This window comes from Peribacillus acanthi, from assembly GCF_003073175.1.
GTDB lineage: Bacteria > Bacillota > Bacilli > Bacillales > DSM-1321 > Bacillus_BN > Bacillus_BN acanthi.
This window is the reverse complement of record NZ_QBBX01000014.1, coordinates 61,534-82,906: the sequence shown is the minus strand read 5'-3', so window position 1 is coordinate 82,906 and position 21,373 is coordinate 61,534. Positions and strand designations below refer to the sequence as shown.

At 35.6% G+C, this 21,373-nt stretch carries 19 protein-coding genes and 1 pseudogene; 5 read left to right on the top strand and 15 right to left on the bottom strand.

All coding sequences use genetic code 11. The features are described 5' to 3' along the window. Positions 1 to 33: 33 nt before the first annotated feature. The 4 genes from DBX25_RS14480 to DBX25_RS14465 form a co-directional block, all read right to left on the bottom strand. A complete protein-coding gene (locus DBX25_RS14480) occupies positions 34 to 1,833 on the bottom strand; it encodes an ATP-binding protein (protein WP_108671529.1) in 1,800 nt (599 codons plus the stop codon). A gap of 190 nt (positions 1,834 to 2,023) precedes the next feature. Further along, positions 2,024 to 2,854 carry a DUF1206 domain-containing protein gene (locus tag DBX25_RS14475; protein WP_108671528.1) on the bottom strand — a complete coding sequence of 277 codons (831 nt, stop codon included), beginning with the start codon at positions 2,852 to 2,854 and terminating at the stop codon, positions 2,024 to 2,026. 191 nt (positions 2,855 to 3,045) lie between these two features. Beyond that, complete coding sequence (locus tag DBX25_RS14470; RefSeq protein WP_108671527.1) at positions 3,046 to 3,822, bottom strand: LysM peptidoglycan-binding and 3D domain-containing protein; 777 nt, start codon at positions 3,820 to 3,822, stop codon at positions 3,046 to 3,048. Between the two features lie 185 nt (positions 3,823 to 4,007). After that, entirely contained in the window at positions 4,008 to 4,193 is a 186-nt protein-coding gene (locus DBX25_RS14465) for a cold-inducible protein YdjO-related protein (RefSeq protein ID WP_108671526.1), read from the bottom strand. Positions 4,194 to 4,369: 176 nt separating this feature from the next. Here DBX25_RS14465 and DBX25_RS14460 point away from each other — a divergent pair, with 176 nt between their 5' ends. Beyond that, positions 4,370 to 6,532, top strand: coding sequence for an MMPL family transporter (locus DBX25_RS14460; protein ID WP_108671525.1), 2,163 nt, complete (start codon positions 4,370 to 4,372; stop codon positions 6,530 to 6,532). Between the two features lie 128 nt (positions 6,533 to 6,660). Here DBX25_RS14460 and DBX25_RS14455 read toward each other — a convergent pair whose 3' ends face one another. From DBX25_RS14455 to DBX25_RS14435, 5 genes are all read right to left on the bottom strand, one after another. Then, on the bottom strand, positions 6,661 to 7,527 hold the full coding sequence (locus DBX25_RS14455) for a CvfB family protein (RefSeq protein ID WP_108671524.1): 867 nt from the start codon (positions 7,525 to 7,527) through the stop codon (positions 6,661 to 6,663). Positions 7,528 to 7,647: 120 nt separating this feature from the next. Continuing rightward, positions 7,648 to 9,567: an endonuclease MutS2 gene (locus DBX25_RS14450; protein ID WP_108671523.1), complete on the bottom strand. Its 1,920-nt coding sequence runs from the start codon at positions 9,565 to 9,567 to the stop codon at positions 7,648 to 7,650. 358 nt (positions 9,568 to 9,925) lie between these two features. Then, positions 9,926 to 11,098 (bottom strand): M20 family metallopeptidase, encoded by a 1,173-nt coding sequence (locus DBX25_RS14445; protein ID WP_108671522.1) that lies wholly within the window; start codon positions 11,096 to 11,098, stop codon positions 9,926 to 9,928. Between the two features lie 200 nt (positions 11,099 to 11,298). Continuing rightward, on the bottom strand, positions 11,299 to 11,496 hold the full coding sequence (locus DBX25_RS14440; RefSeq protein WP_108671521.1) for a coiled-coil domain-containing protein: 198 nt from the start codon (positions 11,494 to 11,496) through the stop codon (positions 11,299 to 11,301). 132 nt (positions 11,497 to 11,628) lie between these two features. Continuing rightward, entirely contained in the window at positions 11,629 to 11,901 is a 273-nt protein-coding gene (locus DBX25_RS14435) for a phage holin (protein WP_205685241.1), read from the bottom strand. A gap of 290 nt (positions 11,902 to 12,191) precedes the next feature. Between DBX25_RS14435 and DBX25_RS14430 the strand changes: the two genes are divergently transcribed. Both DBX25_RS14430 and DBX25_RS14425 read left to right on the top strand, forming a co-directional pair. Beyond that, entirely contained in the window at positions 12,192 to 13,811 is a 1,620-nt protein-coding gene (locus DBX25_RS14430; protein WP_108671519.1) for an ABC-F family ATP-binding cassette domain-containing protein, read from the top strand. A gap of 115 nt (positions 13,812 to 13,926) precedes the next feature. After that, positions 13,927 to 14,160, top strand: coding sequence for a hypothetical protein (locus tag DBX25_RS14425; protein ID WP_108671518.1), 234 nt, complete (start codon positions 13,927 to 13,929; stop codon positions 14,158 to 14,160). A gap of 22 nt (positions 14,161 to 14,182) precedes the next feature. Here the strand turns inward: DBX25_RS14425 and DBX25_RS14420 are convergent, their stop codons facing one another. Together DBX25_RS14420 and DBX25_RS14415 are read right to left on the bottom strand one after the other, a co-directional pair. Further along, positions 14,183 to 15,082, bottom strand: a complete 900-nt coding sequence (locus DBX25_RS14420; protein ID WP_108671517.1) for a carbohydrate kinase family protein — start codon at positions 15,080 to 15,082, stop codon at positions 14,183 to 14,185. A gap of 213 nt (positions 15,083 to 15,295) precedes the next feature. Then, entirely contained in the window at positions 15,296 to 16,507 is a 1,212-nt protein-coding gene (locus tag DBX25_RS14415) for an MFS transporter (RefSeq protein ID WP_108671516.1), read from the bottom strand. Positions 16,508 to 16,855: 348 nt separating this feature from the next. Here DBX25_RS14415 and DBX25_RS14410 point away from each other — a divergent pair, with 348 nt between their 5' ends. Further along, complete coding sequence (locus DBX25_RS14410; RefSeq protein WP_108671515.1) at positions 16,856 to 17,428, top strand: biotin transporter BioY; 573 nt, start codon at positions 16,856 to 16,858, stop codon at positions 17,426 to 17,428. A gap of 109 nt (positions 17,429 to 17,537) precedes the next feature. Here the strand turns inward: DBX25_RS14410 and DBX25_RS14405 are convergent, their stop codons facing one another. Beyond that, on the bottom strand, positions 17,538 to 18,527 hold the full coding sequence (locus DBX25_RS14405) for a phosphotransferase enzyme family protein (RefSeq protein WP_157950981.1): 990 nt from the start codon (positions 18,525 to 18,527) through the stop codon (positions 17,538 to 17,540). 101 nt (positions 18,528 to 18,628) lie between these two features. Continuing rightward, the gene (trhA, locus tag DBX25_RS14400; RefSeq protein WP_108671513.1) at positions 18,629 to 19,279 is read right to left on the bottom strand and encodes a PAQR family membrane homeostasis protein TrhA; all 651 of its coding nucleotides are present in this window, start codon (positions 19,277 to 19,279) and stop codon (positions 18,629 to 18,631) included. A gap of 130 nt (positions 19,280 to 19,409) precedes the next feature. Here trhA and DBX25_RS14395 point away from each other — a divergent pair, with 130 nt between their 5' ends. Then, a complete protein-coding gene (locus tag DBX25_RS14395) occupies positions 19,410 to 19,991 on the top strand; it encodes a DUF2087 domain-containing protein (RefSeq protein ID WP_108671512.1) in 582 nt (193 codons plus the stop codon). Between the two features lie 42 nt (positions 19,992 to 20,033). Here DBX25_RS14395 and DBX25_RS14390 read toward each other — a convergent pair whose 3' ends face one another. Both DBX25_RS14390 and DBX25_RS21420 read right to left on the bottom strand, forming a co-directional pair. Then, positions 20,034 to 20,966 (bottom strand): LCP family protein, encoded by a 933-nt coding sequence (locus DBX25_RS14390; RefSeq protein ID WP_157950980.1) that lies wholly within the window; start codon positions 20,964 to 20,966, stop codon positions 20,034 to 20,036. Positions 20,967 to 21,169: 203 nt separating this feature from the next. Then, positions 21,170 to 21,373: pseudogene (locus DBX25_RS21420) on the bottom strand (ABC transporter ATP-binding protein); the annotation flags it as partial.

Genomic DNA, 21,373 nt, shown 5'->3' with positions numbered 1-21,373 from the left:
TACCCCATAAAAAATATCTTACTCCTTTTCCATTTAAAGTTGAACTAATGGAAAAGATAAAATGAAGCTAGATCCTTTGCCTATTTCACTTTTAATTTGGATTTGACCTCCATGTGCTTCTACAATTTTAAAAGACACCATCAGACCAAGCCCATTGCCCATTTTCTTGGTCGTGAAGAAGGGTTCTCCAATCTTAGCTAACTGGTCTTGAGGGATTCCTTTTCCGGTGTCCGTAAAAGCTATTCGGACATGATCCTCTTCTTTAGTAACCTTCAGTGAAAGGACTCCCCCATTCGGCATTGCCTCAATACCATTTTTCATGATATTCAAAAAAACTTGCTTAATCCGGTCTTCTTCACAATTAATCCAAAGGGGTTCATCAACTGTCCCTAACTCAAAAAGGATATTTTTCTTTTTGGCTTCCATTTCAAGGAGCTCCAACGTAGATAATAAAATAGACATGACGGGTTTTGCAGAAAATTGATAATTCATCGGTTTAGCAAGCTGCATGAAATCCTCTACAATCGTGTTAACCCTTTCAATCTCATCTACAATAATGTCTAAGTATTCCTGACGTTCAGGTGATGTTTCGTCTAGCATTAAAAATTCGGTATATCCCCTCATGCTCGTTAGGGGATTTCGAATCTCATGTGCAACTCCAGCAGCCATTTGTCCGATTACCGATAGTTTTTCCTGGCGGGAAATGATTTCTTCTGTTTTCTTCCGTTCAGTAATATCATTTCGAATCGCTAAATATTGATAAATCTTTCCGTTTTTATCCATAAACGGTACGATTGTTGTATCAACCCAATAATAACTTCCATCCTTGGCTCGATTCCGGATTTCACCCTTCCAAACTTCTCCTGCCCTAATCGTTTTCCATAAATTTCTAAAGAATTCACTCGAATGGTAACCTGAATTCAAAATGGAATGATTTTGACCAATCAATTCATCTCTTTTATATTTGGAAATATGGCAAAAGGTATCATTTACAGATGTAATGATTCCTTTTTCATCTGTAATTGCCACAATAGCCGCTTGGTCGAGAGCAGATTTTATATCTGATAACTCTTTTAATGTTTCCTTCAAGTGATTCTCGGTGATTTCATTGGCGTGTTTCCTGCTAATAATTTTTGTAAAAATTAAGCTCCCCACGATAACTAAAATAAAAAATAATAACAGATACACCATGTTTGTAGAAGGGAGTTTACTTATGTTCCGAGAGATTCCTTCCACTTTTCCAAAATATAGAGATTTTACTAACAAGAAGAACGCAAGTACGGTCCCGCTCGTTAAAATGGAGGAAGCTAACGGTTTATACCACGCTAAGTATTGAGATGATACTTTAGAAAAGAACAACGCCCAAAACGAGAGGTAAACCAAGGAATATACAATGATGAACGATCCGATTAGGATGGGATAATGATACGTAGTACCAAGATTGGCAGAAAATAATCCAAGAATGTTTGTAATAAATATCGCGATTGTTAAAAACCCACTACCAATGATCAGCCGACGTTGATTTAGGACACCTTCTGTGATGAAATAAAAAGCAATCACAGCTAAGAAAAATCCAACAACCATCGATATAATAGATACAACTAAACGCTGGTCAAGCGAATATTCAATATTGATCGCCAGTATGCCAAAGTAATTCATCATCCACATACCAATGGAAATGGATGAAACACCACCCCAGAATAAAAACCCTTTATTCCTCTTTGTATAATGCATATGTGTTAATAAATCTAATGACGTAAAGGCAGCCATAAATGTCAATATTACAGCGATTAATATTAACACAGGATTAAATGATAAAATAAATGATTCCATTTATGCGCCTCCTTTTTACAATACTAATATGATTGTAATGGAATCACCGTAAACATTAAACCTTTTTATTCCAAGCAATGCCAATTAAAAGGTTTAATGATGGTATTATATTTTCTCTATATGCTTATAAACCTCTATAAACAATATAAAAAGGCTCCAAAGCTTGAAGCCTTCCATGTATATATAAAAATTAGATATTCATATATTGATTCTTACCTTTTAACACCTCATAAACACCATATAATAATAAACCTATGGAAACTAACAATAATAAATATTTTCCAAAGGGTTGTTGGGCAATTTCTTTTAAAGTCCCATCCAATCCTTTCGTCTCATCTGGGTTATAAAAATACGCGGTCCTCATAACAAAATAACCGATCATTCCATTTACAAAACCTTTAGACAGTAATCCTATTTTCCCTGACTTTTTGGCTAATCTCAGTTCATCCTGGGACATCTTATTTGTATTAAACTGGTGTAAAAATTTCTCTTTAAGACCTTTATATATTTCATATATTCCATAACCGATGATAATTGCTCCTACCATCATTAAAAGACTACTTCCAAACGGTTTTGACAACAGATACAAAGACCACTCCTCTTTTGAATTACCATCATTTCGGGCATGATTTGCAATAGATATTGCTTTGGTTGCAAGAAGACCATGAATCACTGCACTTACAAAATAACCAACCCTCTTAATGATTCCCTTTAAGTCTCTACCGTTACGCGCAGGATCAATAAAGGTTTCGAGTAATCTCCATATTACATACCCAAACAGACCAAGTCCAACTATCCAAAGCAAAAATTCACCCAGTGGAAGACTAGCTATCGAGGCAAATGCTCCATTAGTACCTTCAGAATTCCCCCCAATACCTAAAGCAGTCAGACTTGTCAGAAATCCAACTAAGATATAAACAATCCCCTTAACGATATTTCCAAATCTACAAAACCATTTAATCCATGGTTTCACTTCTTCTGTAGCTTCTATAACATCCTTTTTTGCTCCTAATACATTCATTTATTAGTCCTCATTTCGAGTTATTGTTTTTATTGGAACAATTCCCGAATTCATTACAAAAGAAACTATTTTAACGATGGCAATTTTTGTTTTATATGGGGCTGTGTATTACTAAGTGAAATAATAAAACGAGCCTTTAGAAATATATCTAAAGACTCGTTTATTGTAATAAGATAATTAAAACGTTCATATTAGTTTAGAACTTTTACGTTTACTTGGCGTTTTCCCCATGCCAAAGCAGCGTCTTCAGAAGGAATGAATAAATCGATTCTTTTCCCTTTAATTGCTCCACCTGTATCTTCAGCCGTAGCATATCCATAGCCTTCCACGTAAACTTTTGAACCAAGCGGAATGACCTTAGGATCTACCGCAATGACCTTTTTATCAGGATTTGCTTTTAAATCCACACCTGTTTTCGTTATTCCGATACAACCTTCACAATCGGCTGTATAAGCAGTTGCCGTTACTGTAACTTCCTTGACAACTTTCTCTTTTTCCACTGACTTTTCAGCTGTCGTACTAGCTGCAGGTTCTTTTAATGATGGGTTTTGGTCTTTTACTTGTTTTTTTGTAGTACTTGCTTCAACTTTAGGCTTTTCATTTAACGTCGGTGCCTTTTCAGTATATATAACTAATTTTTGACCATCTACTATTAACTCATATTTAAGATTGTTCCACTCTTTAATTTGATCGACTGTCACATTATACTTTTCAGCAATGCTCCACAATGTATCACCGGGAACAACTGTATATTGTTCTTCAGGTGCGATAATTAATGTTTCATCCGCTTTAATTAAATCGGAAGTTAATCCATTCCAATCCTTTAATTGTTCAACTGTCGCTCCGTGTTGTTTGGAAAGATTCCACAATGTATCACCTTTATTAATAACCACTTCCTCGGCATTTGCTTGCCCTGCGACTGAAGTGAATGTTGCTAACGCAGCTATTGTAAGTATTGATTTTCTCATGTAATTACCTCCGCTCGTTTTTAGCTAACGGAAACAATCATAACATGAAGTATCAAAATCCAAAGAACAACACGGTAATAATTATATTACAAAAGTAACAGACCTTTAACGAACTAATGACGAGCAGTCTGAAAAATAAAAATTCGACCCTTTAATTCAGGTCGAATCATCCTATGTAATCCTTATTATTTTATACGAGGTAGCTCTCTTACTTCTTCTACCATATCATTCCCACAAAAAGGGCAAAGTAAAGCATCTGTAGCAAATTCCTTCCTCATCCAGCCATTGCAGGTATCGGAAATGCAGGAAAATACGACTGTATTTTCAATAATGACCTCTTCAAAATCCTGTTGCTTTTTAGAAAAATACATTGCAAGAGCCCTCCTTTATTCGTGACACGCATTTGCCACATAGAGATAGCATATGCAATATTTACATAATTTATGAATGAAATTCCAAACAAACTATCTTTATAACTTTATACTTTATCTTTTATAACTTTTTATAGATAATGAAGAATGACTGCTAAATAAAAGGGGAGCATGCAATGAAACTACTTTCATCAATAGTGGTCACTCTACGGAAACCACTTCTTGTAATATGGATTATACTTGCCGTAATTCTATCTTATTTAGCCATTCAACTTCCATCGAAATTAAACGGAGATGGATTTGAAATGGATGGCGATTATAAAATCGTTCAAAAGGAATTATCCGATACTTTTGAACTCCCAAAGTCCAGCCTACTGGTTCTCTTTCAAAAGGAAAAAAATCAGTCCGAGACGGATTTTAAAAATGAGATCAATACAGCATTACAAGATTTATCACATTTAAAAATTACAGAATCCATACAATCCCCTTTAGACAACCCAAAACTGTATAAAGACGGATATGCTTATACAATTCTTTCCTTTAATAAATCGGAAAGCAACATGTCTCAACAAGTAAAAAAAGTAAGAGAAACAATGGAAAAGTATGATGGTTCCATGGTGACAGGTGCTCCTGTAATTAGGGAAGATATGAACAAAGCGAGTCAAGACGATTTAAAAAAAGCTGAGCTCATTGGGCTTCCAGTCGCTATCGTCGTGTTGTTATTTGCTTTTGGAAGTGTCGTAGCATCCATTGTTCCAATTCTAATTGGAGCAGTAACCGTACTTTCTTCATTTGGTATATTAACCTTACTTGGAGAAAAGTTGAACCTTTCCATCTTCTTATTAAATGTAGTCCCAATGGTTGGGCTTGCCTTAAGTATTGATTTTGCATTATTGTTCATTAACCGTTACCGAGAAGAATTTACAGGTGCGAATAAATATGAAGCAATCAGAAAAACGGTTATGACAGCAGGACGTTCAATCTTGTTCTCGGCACTTTGCGTTTTCATCGGCTTAGCCGCAATGATGGTCATCAAAATTGACATCTTCCAGACAGTTGCTATCGGCGGAATGGTTGTGGTCACATTAGCCGTCATTACCTCTTTAACCTTGTTACCAGCTCTACTCATGCTCTTAGGTAATAAATTAAATAAAGGCATGTTGATTAAATCGAAAAATAAAGGAACAAATGGCTGGAGAAAATTTGCTGAAAGTGTTATGAAACGTCCCATTATTATTACACTCTTCGCATTGTCTATTCTGGTAATTGGGATACTCCCAGTCCAAAATATTCGATTAGCCATACCAGATTCAGACTCTTTGCCGAAAGAATATGACTCAAGAAAAGCATTGGATATCATTCAAGACAAATTTCTTGAAAAGGATTCAAGTACTGTCTATATAGTCGCAGAAAGAAAAGGATCGTGGGTAGATTCTGAAGGACTGAAGGATCTTGAGAAACTAGTCAACGAATTAGAAAAGGACGATATGGTTTCTGAAGTAGAATCTTTATATAGCTATAGTGGTACGAAAACTAGTGTTGAACTAGAAATGGCATTAAAGAATCCACAAAGCAAACAATCCCTTGAACCTGTATTGAAGCAATTTATCAAAGAAGAGAAATTGCTTTTACCAGTAACTCTTTCTAAACAAGATTCTTCAGATGAAGCCAAAGATTGGATTAGAGACTGGAGCGAAAAGGATTGGGATTATCCATTAACATTTGGTGGAAGTGTTAAATTTAATCAAGAAATCTTTGATGAGATTTTTGAAAAGCTTCCGATTGGAATGGCAATCATCTTGATATCCACTTACATCATTCTGATGATAGGCTTCCGTTCCGTCATTATTCCTTTAAAAGCAATTATCATGAATGTGATTGGTCTGTCATCTACTTTTGGAATCCTTGTCTGGTTATTCCAAGAAGGACATTTCGGGCTGTCTCAAAGCGATATCGCGCTCGTACTTCCAGTATTTGTGTTCAGTTTAGTTTTCGGATTAAGTATGGATTACGAAGTATTCTTAATTTCTCGTATCCATGAAATCTACAACAAAACCGGCAACAACGATGAAGCAACAGCTGCTGGCCTTGCTTCTACGAGTAAAATTATTACCTCAGCCGCTCTCATCATGATTGTTATTACAGGTGCTTTTGCTTTCACAGGCGTCGTCCCTGTAAAACAAATCGGAATTGGAATTGCTTTGGCAATCTTTATTGACGCCACTATTATCCGAATGCTATTAGTCCCTGCTTTAATGAAGCTATTAGGCGATTGGAACTGGTGGATGCCATTTGTCACAAAACAGAAACCTGAAATGAAGAAGGCAGCTGGAGAATAACAAATTGCACTTCATTCTACCTTTTACTAAGCATGATAATTCGTATTTTGAATTACATGCTTTTTTTATAGAAAAAAGGGTTAAGGGAATCTTGTGATTTCCCTTAACCCTTTTACTATTTAAAAGTATTATTTTCTATCGGAAGTGTAGGTCCATCCATCCTCTTGGTAAATCTTGTTTTCCTTCATCAATTTCCCTAAAGCCTTTTTAAATGAGCCTTTACTCATATTAAAGAAATCTTTGATGATTTCAGGGTCGCTTTTATCTCCATAAGGCATTGCTCCGCCTCTTCCTATTAAATAGGTTAACACTACTTCAGCATCATCATCGATCTTATCCTTGCTGAATGGTAGCAGAGATCCGTTTAAGCTACCATCATCCTTTAGGTCAATGATTCTTACACTGATTTTTTCACCTAAACGAGGCTCTTCTGGTCTTTCACTTTCATGAATGAAAATTTTATACCCTTCGTCTGTAATAACATAGGTGCCAACCTTTTTCAGTTTATAAACCCTACCTGAAAGCGTTGCGTTGAACAATTTCTCTTTTGGTTTTTTCCCCAGGTTAGACAAAATAGTGTCTTCAGAAGCTAAATGGGCAAATAAACGATCCTTTCGATCACGTTTCAATGTCACAAACAGTTGATCACCGGTATTAGGCCATAGTTCTGTAAACAATGGAAGCTCATCCTTTGAAACTAGAATATCCTTACTCAACCCAATGTTTACAAACACACCTAAATCTTTTTGTTTACCAACCACTTCAGCCCATCCATAAACGTCTTCCGTAATGGCTGGAATCTTCATGGTAGCTGTGATTCTGCCTAGTTTATCATGATAAAGAAATACGTCTACCCAATCTCCTATTTCAATCTCACCTTCTACTTCTCTATTAGGTAAGAGTACATCTTCCACTCGATTTGTTAAAAAGTACCCAAAATCGGTTTGGCGGTCTACAAGCAATTCTTCAACCGTACCGGGCAATAAATTCATCATTGCCAAACCTCCTTTATTTTTCACTGTTTTATACTGTACCATGTTATACCATAACTGTATACCCGTTGTTATCATTGTTGTCAATGATACCTTAATTCATTCTTGTTAGTGCTTACTCTCCTATTCCCTCTCAATAGTCAATCCTTCAACATGACCCTTCGATAATTGTTTGTTACTTTTTCTATAATCTTTAGACTGAAATATAATATCAAAATCATAATCATCTGGATACATCTCGGTAGCTTTAATATACAATTTAAGACGCTTGGAAGAATATTCTTTTTTCTCATTTTTCACTTGAACCACATATTGGCCTTTCTCATCTGGACCTTTATATACAATTCCAAACTCCCCGGTTGCAGTAATCAATACATTATCACCCATTTGGAACTGTTCGGTATGAGAGACTTTCTTTTCTGGTTTTCGAAAATGAGCAAATTTATTACGAGCCAGCTGTTTCTCTAATTCCTTGATATCGTGTCCATAAATGGTATGATCATAATTTCTTTCTTCTTTATAAGTGTAGGAATGGGCGTTTTTTATTATGGCTGGATGCATCCCTAATTTCAAAGCAATAGCAAAGGCTTGGCTGCTTCCACCCTTACCAAGCAATAATCTATAGGTGGGTTGTAATGTTTCCAAATCAAATTCCATCGATCCGTTCATAAAGCCTGCCGTTGTTTCTGCAAATTCCTTGATTTCACTATAGTGAGTAGTTGCAAGGAGCGTACACCCCTTCATGAAAAGTTCTTCCAATATAGCGGTAGCTAATCCCATCCCTTCTTTTGGATCTGTACCCGATCCTAGCTCATCAAGAAGGACTAAACTATGATCATTGGTTTCTTGTAACACAGAAATAATATTTTTTAAATGGGAACTGAATGTACTTAAATTTTGCTCAATACTTTGCCCATCTCCAATGTCGAGTAGTATTTTTTGATAAATGCTAATATGGCTTTCCGCGTCAGCTGGTACATGAAGACCACACTGTGTCATTAAGGATAATAGGCCTATCGTTTTGATTGTGACGGTTTTCCCACCTGTGTTTGGCCCGGTTATTAAAAGTGCATTGGTGCCTTCTCCTAAAGTCAGATTCAACGGAATAGCTTTGTCTCCTAATAAAGGATGCTTTGCATTTTTCAATTCAATGTAATGTCTATCGTTGATTTGTATCTTGTTTGCCCTCGTTCTCAAGGCATATTTTGCTTTTGCGAATAGCACATCGTACGTGACCATAATATCCATGGCAAGCTTAATTTTCATATCGTGTTCTTCAACTAATCCTGTCAAATAGGAGAGAATCCGCTCTTCTTCCATTATTTCTAGGCTCTTTAAACCTTCAAGCTCTGCCTGGAAATACATTAACTCCTCAGGCTCTATAAAGACTGTTGAACCAGATGCAGAGACATCTAACACACTACCCTTCACCTTTGTTTTATATTCTTTTTTGATAGGTAATGTGTATCTACCATTTCGGATTACAACCATTGAATCTTGAAGGAAGGCTTCCATTTTCTTCGATCGGACCATTGATTCTGCTTTTTCTTTTATTCTTTCTTCTACTATCCCAATTTGCTTTCTTAAACGTAAAAGCTCCTTTGAAGCATAATCATCTATCATATTATTTCGGATGCACCTCATAATCTCTTCAGCAAGAGAGGATAAATCTTCAATTCCTGCAACATAAGTCGATACTCTAGGCGCGACGTAATCCTTATCCTTCATAAACCGTTTCATTTTTTCACAGCTATCTAAGAAGAGTAGAACTTTCATTAACTGATCGACTCTAAGAGCAATCCCTTTATGAAGTCCACTTCTAATTGTCTCCATTCCATCTAGACCAGATATCGGAACCGAAGAAGAAATGCCTAGAATTCTTTTTGCTTCCTCCAACTCATCTAACCAAGCTTCAATTTGTTTTAAGTTATAAGAAGGTTGCATTTCTTCGATAAAAGATTTTCCTTCTTGTGTCATTGCAATTTCTTGGATTTCCTGTTTTATTTTTACGAATTCCAATATTTGAAATGTTTGATTATTCAATGTTAGTTCCTCCAATAATGATTATATAAACGCAAAAAACCGCAATGAACTAAGTCATTGCGGTTAATAGACAAGGTTAATAATCCCACTATCCCCTTTTTTGAATATGACAAATAAACTTTGTCAAAAGGATTACCTTGCTATATGCAGTGCTTTTTGTTCTTAACATCCCATTCGAAGCGCAACACAAATAAAGGTTGTAATTAACCTTTCTTAATGTATGACAGAATGGAAAATCCGTATTAAAATCACGGGTTAGTTAAGAACGACACCTAACATATAACATTTCTCCTTTTAATGAAGGGATAGCTTTCTTATTAAAAATACCAACTTTTACAATATTCGTCAAGGGAGTTTCTTATTTTTGGCCTTTTACCTTCTGTTGAAATTCTTTCTTCATTTCTGCTAATAAAGACGCGTCAGATAATACATCGTATCCTGTTAATGCTAGGGCTTGAATTCCTTGGATTAAGGTATTCTTCCCAGCCTCAGACACAGTCAATTCAGCGAAATCTCTCGTATGGGCAATCAATCCAGGCTTTCCAAGACCGATATACGGATGAATAGCTGGAGTGACTTGACTTACATTCCCCATATCAATACTTCCATAGCTATCTTTTGCAGGCAACACTTCGTTTACACCCGCCAACTTCATATTATGGGTAAATGCATTAGAAAGTGCTTGATTCGTTCTCATATCATCATAGCTCAACTCGTAGTTACTTACTTTCAACTCCGCTCCAGTCATGGTTGCGGCACCTTGTGCAATATTTTTTACTTTTTCTACTACTTCATTTAAATATTGTCGGTCTTTTGATCGAATATAAAATTGCGCTCTCGCATATTCAGGTACGACATTCGCAGCAGTCCCTCCATCCTTAATGATTCCATGGATACGGACATCCTGCTTAACATGTTGACGCAATGCGTTTATACCATTGAATAGCTGTAGTACACCATCCAAGGCATTAATCCCTTCATGAGGAGACGCTGCAGCATGAGATGTTCTACCGAAAAATTCAAACTGCAAAGCGTCCATGGCTAATGACTCTCCACTTTCATAACTCTCGCCTGCTGGATGGACCATCAAAGCAGCATCAATGTCTGCAAAGATTCCTTGTTCTGCCATAGGAACCTTCGCGCCATTTGTCTCTTCAGCTGGTGTTCCTAAAACGGTAATTTTCCCACCTGTATGTTCCACTACTTTACTTAAGGCAACTCCTGCACCCATGCTCATCGTACCAATTAAATTGTGGCCACAACCGTGTCCGATACCAGGAAGGGCGTCGTATTCACAAAGGAAAGCAACATTCGGACCAGGTTTTCCACTCTCAAATGTAGCTTTAAAAGCAGTGTCCCTTCCCACAATTCCCTTTTCCACCTTGAAACCATGCTGTTTTAGATAATCTATCAGCTTTTGTGAAGATTGAAATTCAACATCCCCAAGTTCAGGATGATCATATATGTATTGACTGATTTCTATAAAATCCTCTTTTAGTTCATTCACATGATTTATTATGCTATTTTTCATTGCAATCTCCCCTTTTGTTTACAATTGTCAGAATCATTATAATTGAAAAGCTTTAGGTTTTAAACCTTGTCCTATCACCTCGCAAAATAAATCAACAATTAGCTAAAATAGAATCGAAGTTTCTAGCGAGGGAATCACATCAACCTAGTGATAAACACAAAAAAACTGTTAAAGTTCATTCCTGCTTTAACAGTTTTTTATCAGCTATTGCTTGACAGATTGTTTTCATTCTCTAAATGTTGGATTTTCTCTTCTAATTCAATAATCTTATCCTTCAATCTTAGATTTTCATCTATGATTTGTATGTTTTCTTTTTTCATTTGACTAGCATCACTTGAACAGGAGCTCAGAAAGATGAAAGACATGATGGTCACAACGATTCCTTTTATTTTCTTCACCTTCGCTCCCCCTCATACGTAGTCTCTATAGTATTTAACGATTCTCCTTAAAGAAAAGTTTCAAAACTTCCTATATATTTTGAAAAAAATTAAAAGAGAATGGATTTGATTTCTCCATTCCCTAAATCAAACCTATTTTGGCTGTGTATATTTCATAGCATGTTCACTGTCACCAATACCTTTAGTAGTAGGGTCAACTACTCCTCCAATACCGAGAAATACTACAGCAAATAAGTTGATGAATTTCATAATCCCGTTTAATGCATCATCTGTGAGTGTATAACCGATAGGAAAAATAAACTGATTGATAAAAGATAAAAGCATTTGTACAAGCAATAAAGTGCCTGGAATCCCTACGGTAACAAGCCACGTGGGATTTTTAAATCTAACTCGCCAGTTAATCAAAGAAATCACATCCAGGGTATTTTTTACTTATATAATATTGGTCTTGTTCAATAATGCTTGTACCAATGCCTATAACTACAAGGATAAGTCTACGGACTTCTTCTTTACTTTCCAAAAAGATAAAAGTGTGAGATGATAAAACCTTTCCTTGCATGATGTCAAGATAGAAATTATAATTACAATAGCCTAAAACACGGGAATTTTAAGGTGCTTGTCTACCTTTATCACAACAATAATAAACTCTAGTCCGGAATTCCTGTACTAATTCAATATTGGAGGAAACAAAATACATGATTACAGTTACAAATGTCAGTCTGCGATTTGGTGATCGTAAACTGTTTGAAGATGTAAATATAAAGTTCACACCAGGCAATTGTTATGGATTGATTGGTGCGAATGGAGCAGGAAAATCAACTTTCATTAAAATACTTTCTGGTGAGCTTGAGGCACAATCTGGTGACGTAGCATTAGGACCTAATGAGCGATTAGCTGTATTGAAGCAAAATCACTTCGAATACGAAGAGCATGAAGTTTTACAAACAGTAATAATGGGACACCAACGTCTTTTCAACATTATGAAAGAAAAAGACGCTATTTATATGAAAGAAGACTTCTCGGATGAAGACGGAATTCGTGCTGCTGAATTGGAGGGCGAATTTGCTGAGTTGAACGGTTGGGAAGCAGAATCAGAAGCTGCCATCCTTCTAAAGGGCTTAGGAATTACAGAGGACCTTCATTACAAAAAAATGGCTGAACTTGATGGTGGAGAGAAAGTAAAAGTATTACTAGCTCAAGCACTTTTCGGCAAACCAGATGTATTACTACTGGACGAGCCTACCAACCACTTGGACATTAAAGCAATCCAATGGTTAGAAGAATTCTTAATCAATTTTGAAAATACAGTAATTGTAGTATCCCATGATCGTCACTTCTTGAATAAAGTGTGTACACACATAGCAGATTTAGATTTCGGTAAAATTAAAGTTTATGTTGGAAACTATGATTTCTGGTACGAATCTAGTCAGCTAGCACAAAAACTAACTCAAGATGCAAATAAGAAAAAAGAAGAAAAAATCAAAGAACTTCAAGCCTTCATTGCACGATTCAGTGCCAATGCGTCTAAATCGAAACAAGCGACATCACGTAAAAAATTATTGGATAAAATCTCTCTTGATGACATCCAACCTTCTTCTCGTCGCTATCCATATGTGAACTTCACTCCTGAACGTGAAATTGGGAATGACTTACTTCGTGTTGAAGGACTTTCCAAAACAGTTGATGGCGTAAAGGTATTGGATAACGTAAGCTTCATTATGAATAAGGGTGATAAAATTGCATTCGTCGGACGTGATGAGATTGCAAAAACGACTCTATTCAAAATCTTGGCTGGAGAACTTGAGCCGGATAGCGGTTCTTTCAAATGGGGAATCACGACTTCTCAAGCGTACTTCCCGAAGGATAACTCTGAATACTTTGAGGGTAGTGAATTAACATTGGTTGACTGGCTACGTCAATATTCACCAATGGATGACAGCGAGAGCTTCCTACGTGGGTTCTTAGGTAGAATGCTATTCTCTGGTGAAGAGGTATTAAAAAAAGCAAGCGTTCTTTCCGGAGGAGAGAAAGTTCGTTGTATGCTTTCTAAAATGATGCTAAGTGGCGCGAATGTACTATTATTAGATGAACCTACGAACCACTTGGATCTTGAATCTATCACAGCTTTAAATAACGGCTTAATTGCCTTCAAAGGTTCTATGATTTTCGCATCACACGATCACCAATTCATTGAAACAATTGCGAATCGTATCATCGAAATCACACCTAAAGGTATTATTGATAAACAAGTTACTTATGACGAATACCTATCTGATAAAAACTTACAAGCACAAGTAGCTGAAATGTATAGCTAAACATGCACAAAACCCCGGAGAATTCATTCTCCGGGGTTTTATTTAGTATTCATTCTTGTAAATCGATTAACAATCAACCATTTGGAAAGAATGAGATTTAAGGAGTTGATGACTTGTGGAACTTCATCAAGTTGAAGAAATCATGGATTTTATGAATCAATCACAAATATTCTCACGGTTCAAAAATCAGTTCTATATTTCAGGGATTTTTGACTCGATTAATGATGAAGAAATCCTAATTTCCTTTCTAGAGCACTATCAATTTACAGATGGTCCTATACTGTTTGACGATTTTCGATATCATTTTCGCTATTTTCAACGGATTTACCCGATGCTTGATTTTCATTGATTTTTATACAATAAAATTATTATTAAGCTTTAGGATAAAATACTTTTTCATATTCTTCTTCCACGAAATCACTTGAAAGTTCATTAGATGCTAGTTCCTTTGAAGTGACTGCCATTCCACCAACTATCGAAGCTATTTTCGCTGTTTTTTCTATTTCATATCCTTTTGTTAATCCATATAAGATCCCAGAAAAATAGGCATCGCCTGCACCATTTGTATCAATTACATCAAATTTTAATGCTGGTGTTTCTAACCAACCAGTTTGTGTTAAAATGGTTGAACCTTTGTCCCCGTGTGTGCAAATAATTAATTTTTTTCCTCTTAACAAAAATTCTTCCATTGTTTCTTTGTACCTTGGATTATTTTCGGAGCTAAATTGGATAACATCAGCAACTTCAATAAAATCCTGATGATATTCATTGTTTCCATCATAGTCATGAAGGTCTACCCAAACTTCTTTCTTATGTTTTTTGAGTAAAGGAATGAAGTCTTTGCAATATTGGATTATGTTCAAAAATACATAATCACTTTCTTGAATGAGTTTCTCAACTTGTTCTTTATTTGTTTGAATATTATCGGGTGTTGAATTCAGAAAAATTGATAGTCTTTCGCCAGTAGAATTCTTCATAAAGTTAAGATGTCGTTCTGTCCCGTTCGGACTTACATCATAATGAAAAGGAATTCCTTCTTTTTTGAAATAGGAAACCACTTTATCTCCGTAATCATCTTCCCCAATTACGCCGTAAAAATTTACATTAAACCCCAATTTCTTTAAGTTTAACGACTTTCCGCCACCTGTTGAACCAAGGGTCTCATGATAAGACCTTACAGAATGCATAGTTTGTGCAACGGGTTGAGGAAATTCATCAACATGGATCATTAAATTAAATGAGATTCCCCCAAGTACAAGAATGTTCTCCATAAAAATCACTACTTTCAATTAATATATTGGCAGAACAAATTAATAAAGAAATCGGTGTAATTGTTAGTATTGAATTTAACACTAAAACAGAAAACATCATTAAAGTAACATTTATTGAAACACCAGTTTGATTATAAAACTATCTCTATTAGTAATCCCTAACTAAAATAAACAGCCTTCCACCTATTTACAATGGGAGAAAGGCTGATCTTGTTATACTGCTAAATTGTTTTTGATTGACTCTTTTGCCTTCCTGATAGGAATGAAGGATGCAAGTATGGCAATGATTCCACATACCATGAAGATAGGAGAAAGGCCGAATACAGCTATCCCTGACAAACTTCCAAATATGATAAGGTCACATATTGAATCCAGGACCGACAATAATGAAATGGTTGTAGCACGCACATGGGATGGAATGAGATCATTCTGAATTTGGGAATAGATCGGGTAACGAATTGCACTTACAAACCGTAGCACCAAGAAGCATAGAATCACAACAAGTGATTTATCCCCTAATTGTGAAATTATCAATAGTGATACTCCAGCAGCAAGCCCCGTAATAAAGAACAATTTCAATCCTGAAATTCGGTCCAATAGCCAATCTAAGCGATGGGTGGCGAAAAATCCAATAATAGCTGCTATTGAATAAACTATTCCAATACCAACAACAGATATTCCGGCATTTAACAGTAATGGTTGGTCAAAATTTTGAAACACCGCAGCTGCAGGTATGAATACAAGAGTTAGATTCATGAACATCAGAAACAATTCTGGTGTTTTCTTTATAACATGGAACCCTTCTTTTACATGGCTAAACGCATTTTCTCGGTATGATATTTCTACTTTTGGCTCAATAATAAAAGCTGACAAAATGAAAACAAATAAGAATGCAACCATTCCTAAATAGATGAGCAATTCAAACTGGCCTTCTGTAAGATCTTTTGCAAGAAACGCCCCAACAAATACAGTGACAAGTGATGTGATAAAGGTTGCAGAAGAGATTCTTCCCATAACTCGATCCATTTTGTTTTCGTCACCGGATTTTTTCAACGATTCATAAAGTAGTGCTTCATCTGCTCCTGAGAAGAATGTCACTGAACACCCACTTAGGAAGCTACTTAGAAAAAGTAGTGCTGGTATGTCAGCACCTAAAAGTAATGCTAAACTTAAAATTTTTACTAGTGCCCCTGTCATGAATGAAATTTTAGGTCCAAATTTATCTGCATATATACCCGTTGGAACCTCTGAGAGTAATACCGCTCCACTCCAACACATGATTAGCCAAAATATTTCTTTTTCAGTCAAACCATTTTGCATATAAAACAGTGTGATAACAGGCTGTAAAAAACTTGCCGAAGCAAAAAATTGAACCCAGAATAAAATCCGACTATTATGAGCACCTAACGTATTCTTTTTTAACATATTTCTAATCTCCTACCCTATTCAGTTTATCTTTTAGTAGCAGGAGTGCATGTGTAAATTTTAGTTAACTACAGTCACCCCTGATGAATGTATAACGCCAACTAGTGTTTTTGACATATTATTGTACCTCCAAAATTTTTATAAAATCTTTAATTATTATAGTCAATCTTTTCCATTAAAGAAAGGAAATAATTTCTTTCTTATTGCATGTATCTTTTGGATAACTAAAACCTTCAATTAAATTACTTTTCTAAAAAACTGTTTGACAAAATTATTAGACGATTTTAAACTAAATATGTTAACTGAGTTATATTTGGAGTTAACATAAACATTCAGGAGGTATACATAATGAACCAAGAACGTGAGAAACTGAAATTAATGATTTTAACAGCATTATTTGCAGCAATCATCGGAGTCTTTGCACAATTTACTATTCCACTTCCTTTGGTGCCAATTACTGGGCAAACATTAGCAATTGGATTAGCAGCCACAATCTTAGGATCAAGATATGGAACTTTATCAGTGTTGTTATACTTGTTCATCGGTGCTGCTGGAATCCCAGTGTTCGCTGAAATGTCTGGTGGAATTTCAAAATTGGTAGGTCCAACTGGAGGATATTTAGTAGGATTTGTTCCAACAGCATTTATTATTGGTTATTACTTAGAAAAAACAAAGTTTACTTTTGTCCATGCTATGATTGCTAACACGATTGGAATGGTTATTACTTTGGTGTTGGGAACTGCTTGGTTAAAATTTGCCGCATCTCTTTCTTGGGAAGCTGCAATTGCAGGTGGATTGACGCCATTTATCATTGGCGGACTGGTAAAAGCTGCTCTTGCTTCTTGGATTGGAATTTTAGTTCGTAACCGCTTAGCATCTGCAAGATTACTACCAAAAACTGACCAAAAACTAGCTGCCTAAACATAAAATAATTATGATGGGCAAACTTTAGCCTTTAGTTGCTCTTATATTTAATATCTCAAACAAGTAATTTAAAAAAGCGAGGTGATCCTCGCTTTTTTTTGATGCCTTATAATTGGACAATCGTTTTACGTGATTTCACTCTATTATATACACTGTCAAAAAAGTTCTTTTCATTTTGTGATAAATTATTTAAATCAAACTTTTTGTAAACGACAGATAGCAAAACGACATCCCTCAATCGTAGGAAAAGTGGGATAGATTGAATGACTTCTTCTGAAACAGAATGAAATTTATTATACCCTTTTAGGAAGTTCTTTAAAAACTCTGCCCCAAAGTCATCCATACCTTCCTTTTCAGAAAAACCTCTTGCCATGCAAGTGTAATATAAAGGAATGGCGATATCACTAGCAAAGAAATGGTACGAACAATCATCAAAATCGAATAAGTATAATTTTCCTTCGTGATAATGGAAGTTCCCTAAGTGAAGATCTGAATGAATCATACCGTATGTATCCTTATTTTTAGTTAGTCCACGAATCTCATTAAGGATAGAGTTACGATATTCAACTATATCACCTTCTACATTCGGCATATATTTTTCTATATCCAACAGATCTTCTTCATCCCAATCTGGTCTTTTGGGAACACCAGGCCTTACCTCATAGTTTTTAGTAACGCTATGCATGCCTCCGATTGCTTCTCCCCAAAGCTCAATAAGTTCTGGATTTTCTTTAAACTCACTCCACTTCAAATTTGCTCCAGGCATCTTTTCATAACAACAAACAAAGAATTGAGTACCATCTTCAGCCGTCAAAGCTTCAGATAATGCAGCTTGTTTTGAATGAAAGTGTTCATAGACAGAAATACCATTTTTATGTAAATAATCGACCCATTCAATTTCAGCCTTCACTTGCTCATGCGATCGATGGCTACTATGAGTGAAGCGTAAGACGACAGGAGTGCCATTTCTTAATCCGGAAAAAATATAGTTCTCAAAGTCTCCTATTTTACTCAATGAATTGTTCTCTATTAAAAACAGTTCTGCACCTTGCGAAATGATTGACTCATTAAAAATTCGTTCTACGACCTGTTCCATATGTACCACCACTTTCATTATATATATATAGATATCCATTATATAACAAGTCAGAAAATTCTTAAACAAAAACAAAAGGACTAGGAATCATCCCTAGCCCCTTACATTGTGATGGGTAAAACATAATTCAATATGGAAAAGAAATGGGCAATAGAACCTAGTATTACGAAGATGTGCCAGATTGCATGATGAAATGGAAATCCTCTCCATACATAAAAAATAGCTCCGACAGTGTATAGAACACCACCAATTACCAATAACTGAAGACCTGCGAAAGGCAAAGTAGTTATCAGAGGATGCCAAGCGATGACAATTAGCCACCCCATGACTACATATAAAACCGTAGATAAAAACAGAAATCTTTTCACAAAAAAGGCTTTGAAAACAATTCCAACAATTGCAATTCCCCATACAATACCTAAAATCGTCCAACCTAAGGCACCATTTATTACGATAAGAGTAAAAGGTGTATATGTTCCTGCAATGAAAATATAGATTGCCGCGTGGTCAAAGATTTCAAATATGTCCTTGGCTTTTCCAGGTGGAAAGCTATGCACTAATGTGGAACAAAGATAAAGCACTAGCATGCTGACACCATAAATAATAAAAGTAGTAACATGCCATGCTGTACCTTCTGTTACAGAACGAATTATCAAGAAAACCAATGCTGTAATACTGAGAATTACACCTATACCATGAGTAAGTGCATTGACGAGCTCTTCTTTCTTTGTAAAAACATGTGTCGTTGCCATACTTACCTCCATTCCTATGATTTGCTCATTATACTCCTAATATTGAAAATTAAAAAGATTTTAAGACTTGAATATAAACTCTAATTAGATTATCATCTAATTAGATATTTATCTAATATAGGAGGTTGCAATGCAATTAAACAAAATAGTCAATTTCCACAAAGTGATGGGCGATGCAACGAGAATTAGGATTTGCATTCTTTTATCACACGGACCTAAGCATAATGCTGCATTAGCTGGGATGTTAGGACTGCGTCCGCCTACCATATCTCATCACTTAGCAAAATTAAAAGAGGCCAATATCATCCATGAAAAAAGGGATAAAAACACGATATATTACCATTTTAATGCAAAGGATTTCGAACAGTACTCTTTAGCTTTGACAAATACATTAAATGGAGGAGAAAAGAAAAGTATGCCAAAAGATCAATTATCAGAACACCAATCGATTCTACAAAATTTCTTAACGAAGGATGGAAAACTTAAAAACATACCATCACAACGAAAAAAGAAATTGATCGTATTATACCATTTAGCAAAAGGCTTAGAGATGGGGAAAAAATATCCTGAGAAGGAACTAAATGAATACATTAAGCAATATCATGATGACTTTGCTACTTTACGAAGAGAATTCATTATCAATAGTGTGATGGATCGTCATGAATCAGTATATGAATTAAACCCACCTGAAATGTGGGCAGCCATCGAATAGAAATCTGAGGTGATACTCACAAAAAACACCCCAACGAATCCTTCATAGTGGATTCGTTGGGGTGTTTTCAGAGTCAAAAAAATTTTCCAGCGCCTCAACATTCTTTTCTAAGTCAAGTTGAAGTACTGCTCCAGCGTGTTTAAATGTCTCATTAGTATAACTATTCGTAATAGGAATTCTTATCGTATCAACTGTGTCTATCCTGTCAAATAGAATTTTGGCGGAGAGGGATAATATCTGACTCTTCGTCAAATCACTTTGAATGAACTCCATCCCCTCATTCACCATTCCCGGAAGACTTAGAATTCCTTCTGCTGAATTCAATTGTTGTGCAAGTAACCCCTTGATTTTGACTAGCACTTCCTGTTGTCTTGCAACTCTCCCGAAATCACTCTCTCCATCATGTCTAAATCTTACATACTTTAAAAGGTCATTCCCGTGTAAATAATGATCTCCAGGTTGTAAATTGAAATTCATATCTTCAATCATTGCTTTTGTCACATGAACCTCTATTCCTTCAGGCGATAGTAAATCGATCATTCTTGCAAAACCCTGAAAATCAATAGTTACCACATGGTCAATGGAAATATTGAAGTTCTGCTTAATTGTGTCACGTAATAACCTTTCTCCCCCTAAATAATAAGCATGATTGAGTTTATGTTGTATGGTTCCATCAGGTGTCGATGGAATCATGACATAGCTGTCTCTCATCAGCGAAGCCAACTTTACGGAATTACTTTCCCCATCATATTGTAATAAGATCATTGAATCGGACCTTGAGTGTTCTTCCCCTCTTGAATCTATTCCAATCAATAGAAAATATACTGGTCTTTTCTGTATCTTTTCAAGCAGTGTTTCATCTTGTGTTGGTCTATTAAAACCTAATTCTGTATCCTCTTGTCTTGCTCCATGACTACATGAGATAAGTAAGGGCACAAATGCAACAAATATGATGATAACTTTTAGAAGTTTCATTTTATCCTCCATCATGGATATTTTATCTAGTACCAATTATGGACAAAGATGAAAAATAATAAGCATAAAAAAACAGTGATATTCCTTCACTGTGGGGATAAATTACTTTCCCCTAAAATGAAGGAATATCACTGATTTTGAATGGTATTGATATTGCTTTCTTAAAAAGACACTTTACAGGCAAAAATTTTCACAATTTTCACCTAAGCTAAATAGGCTTCCCTTACTTCCTCATTCTTGATCAAATCTAAACCTCTACCATGTAATTTAATTTCTCCGGTTTGAATGACATATCCTCGATCTGCGATTTGTAGAGACTGATAGGCATTTTGTTCAACTAAGAGAATGGTAATTCCTTCGTTGTTAAGCTCTTTAATGATTTCAAAAATTTGTTCAACGATAATTGG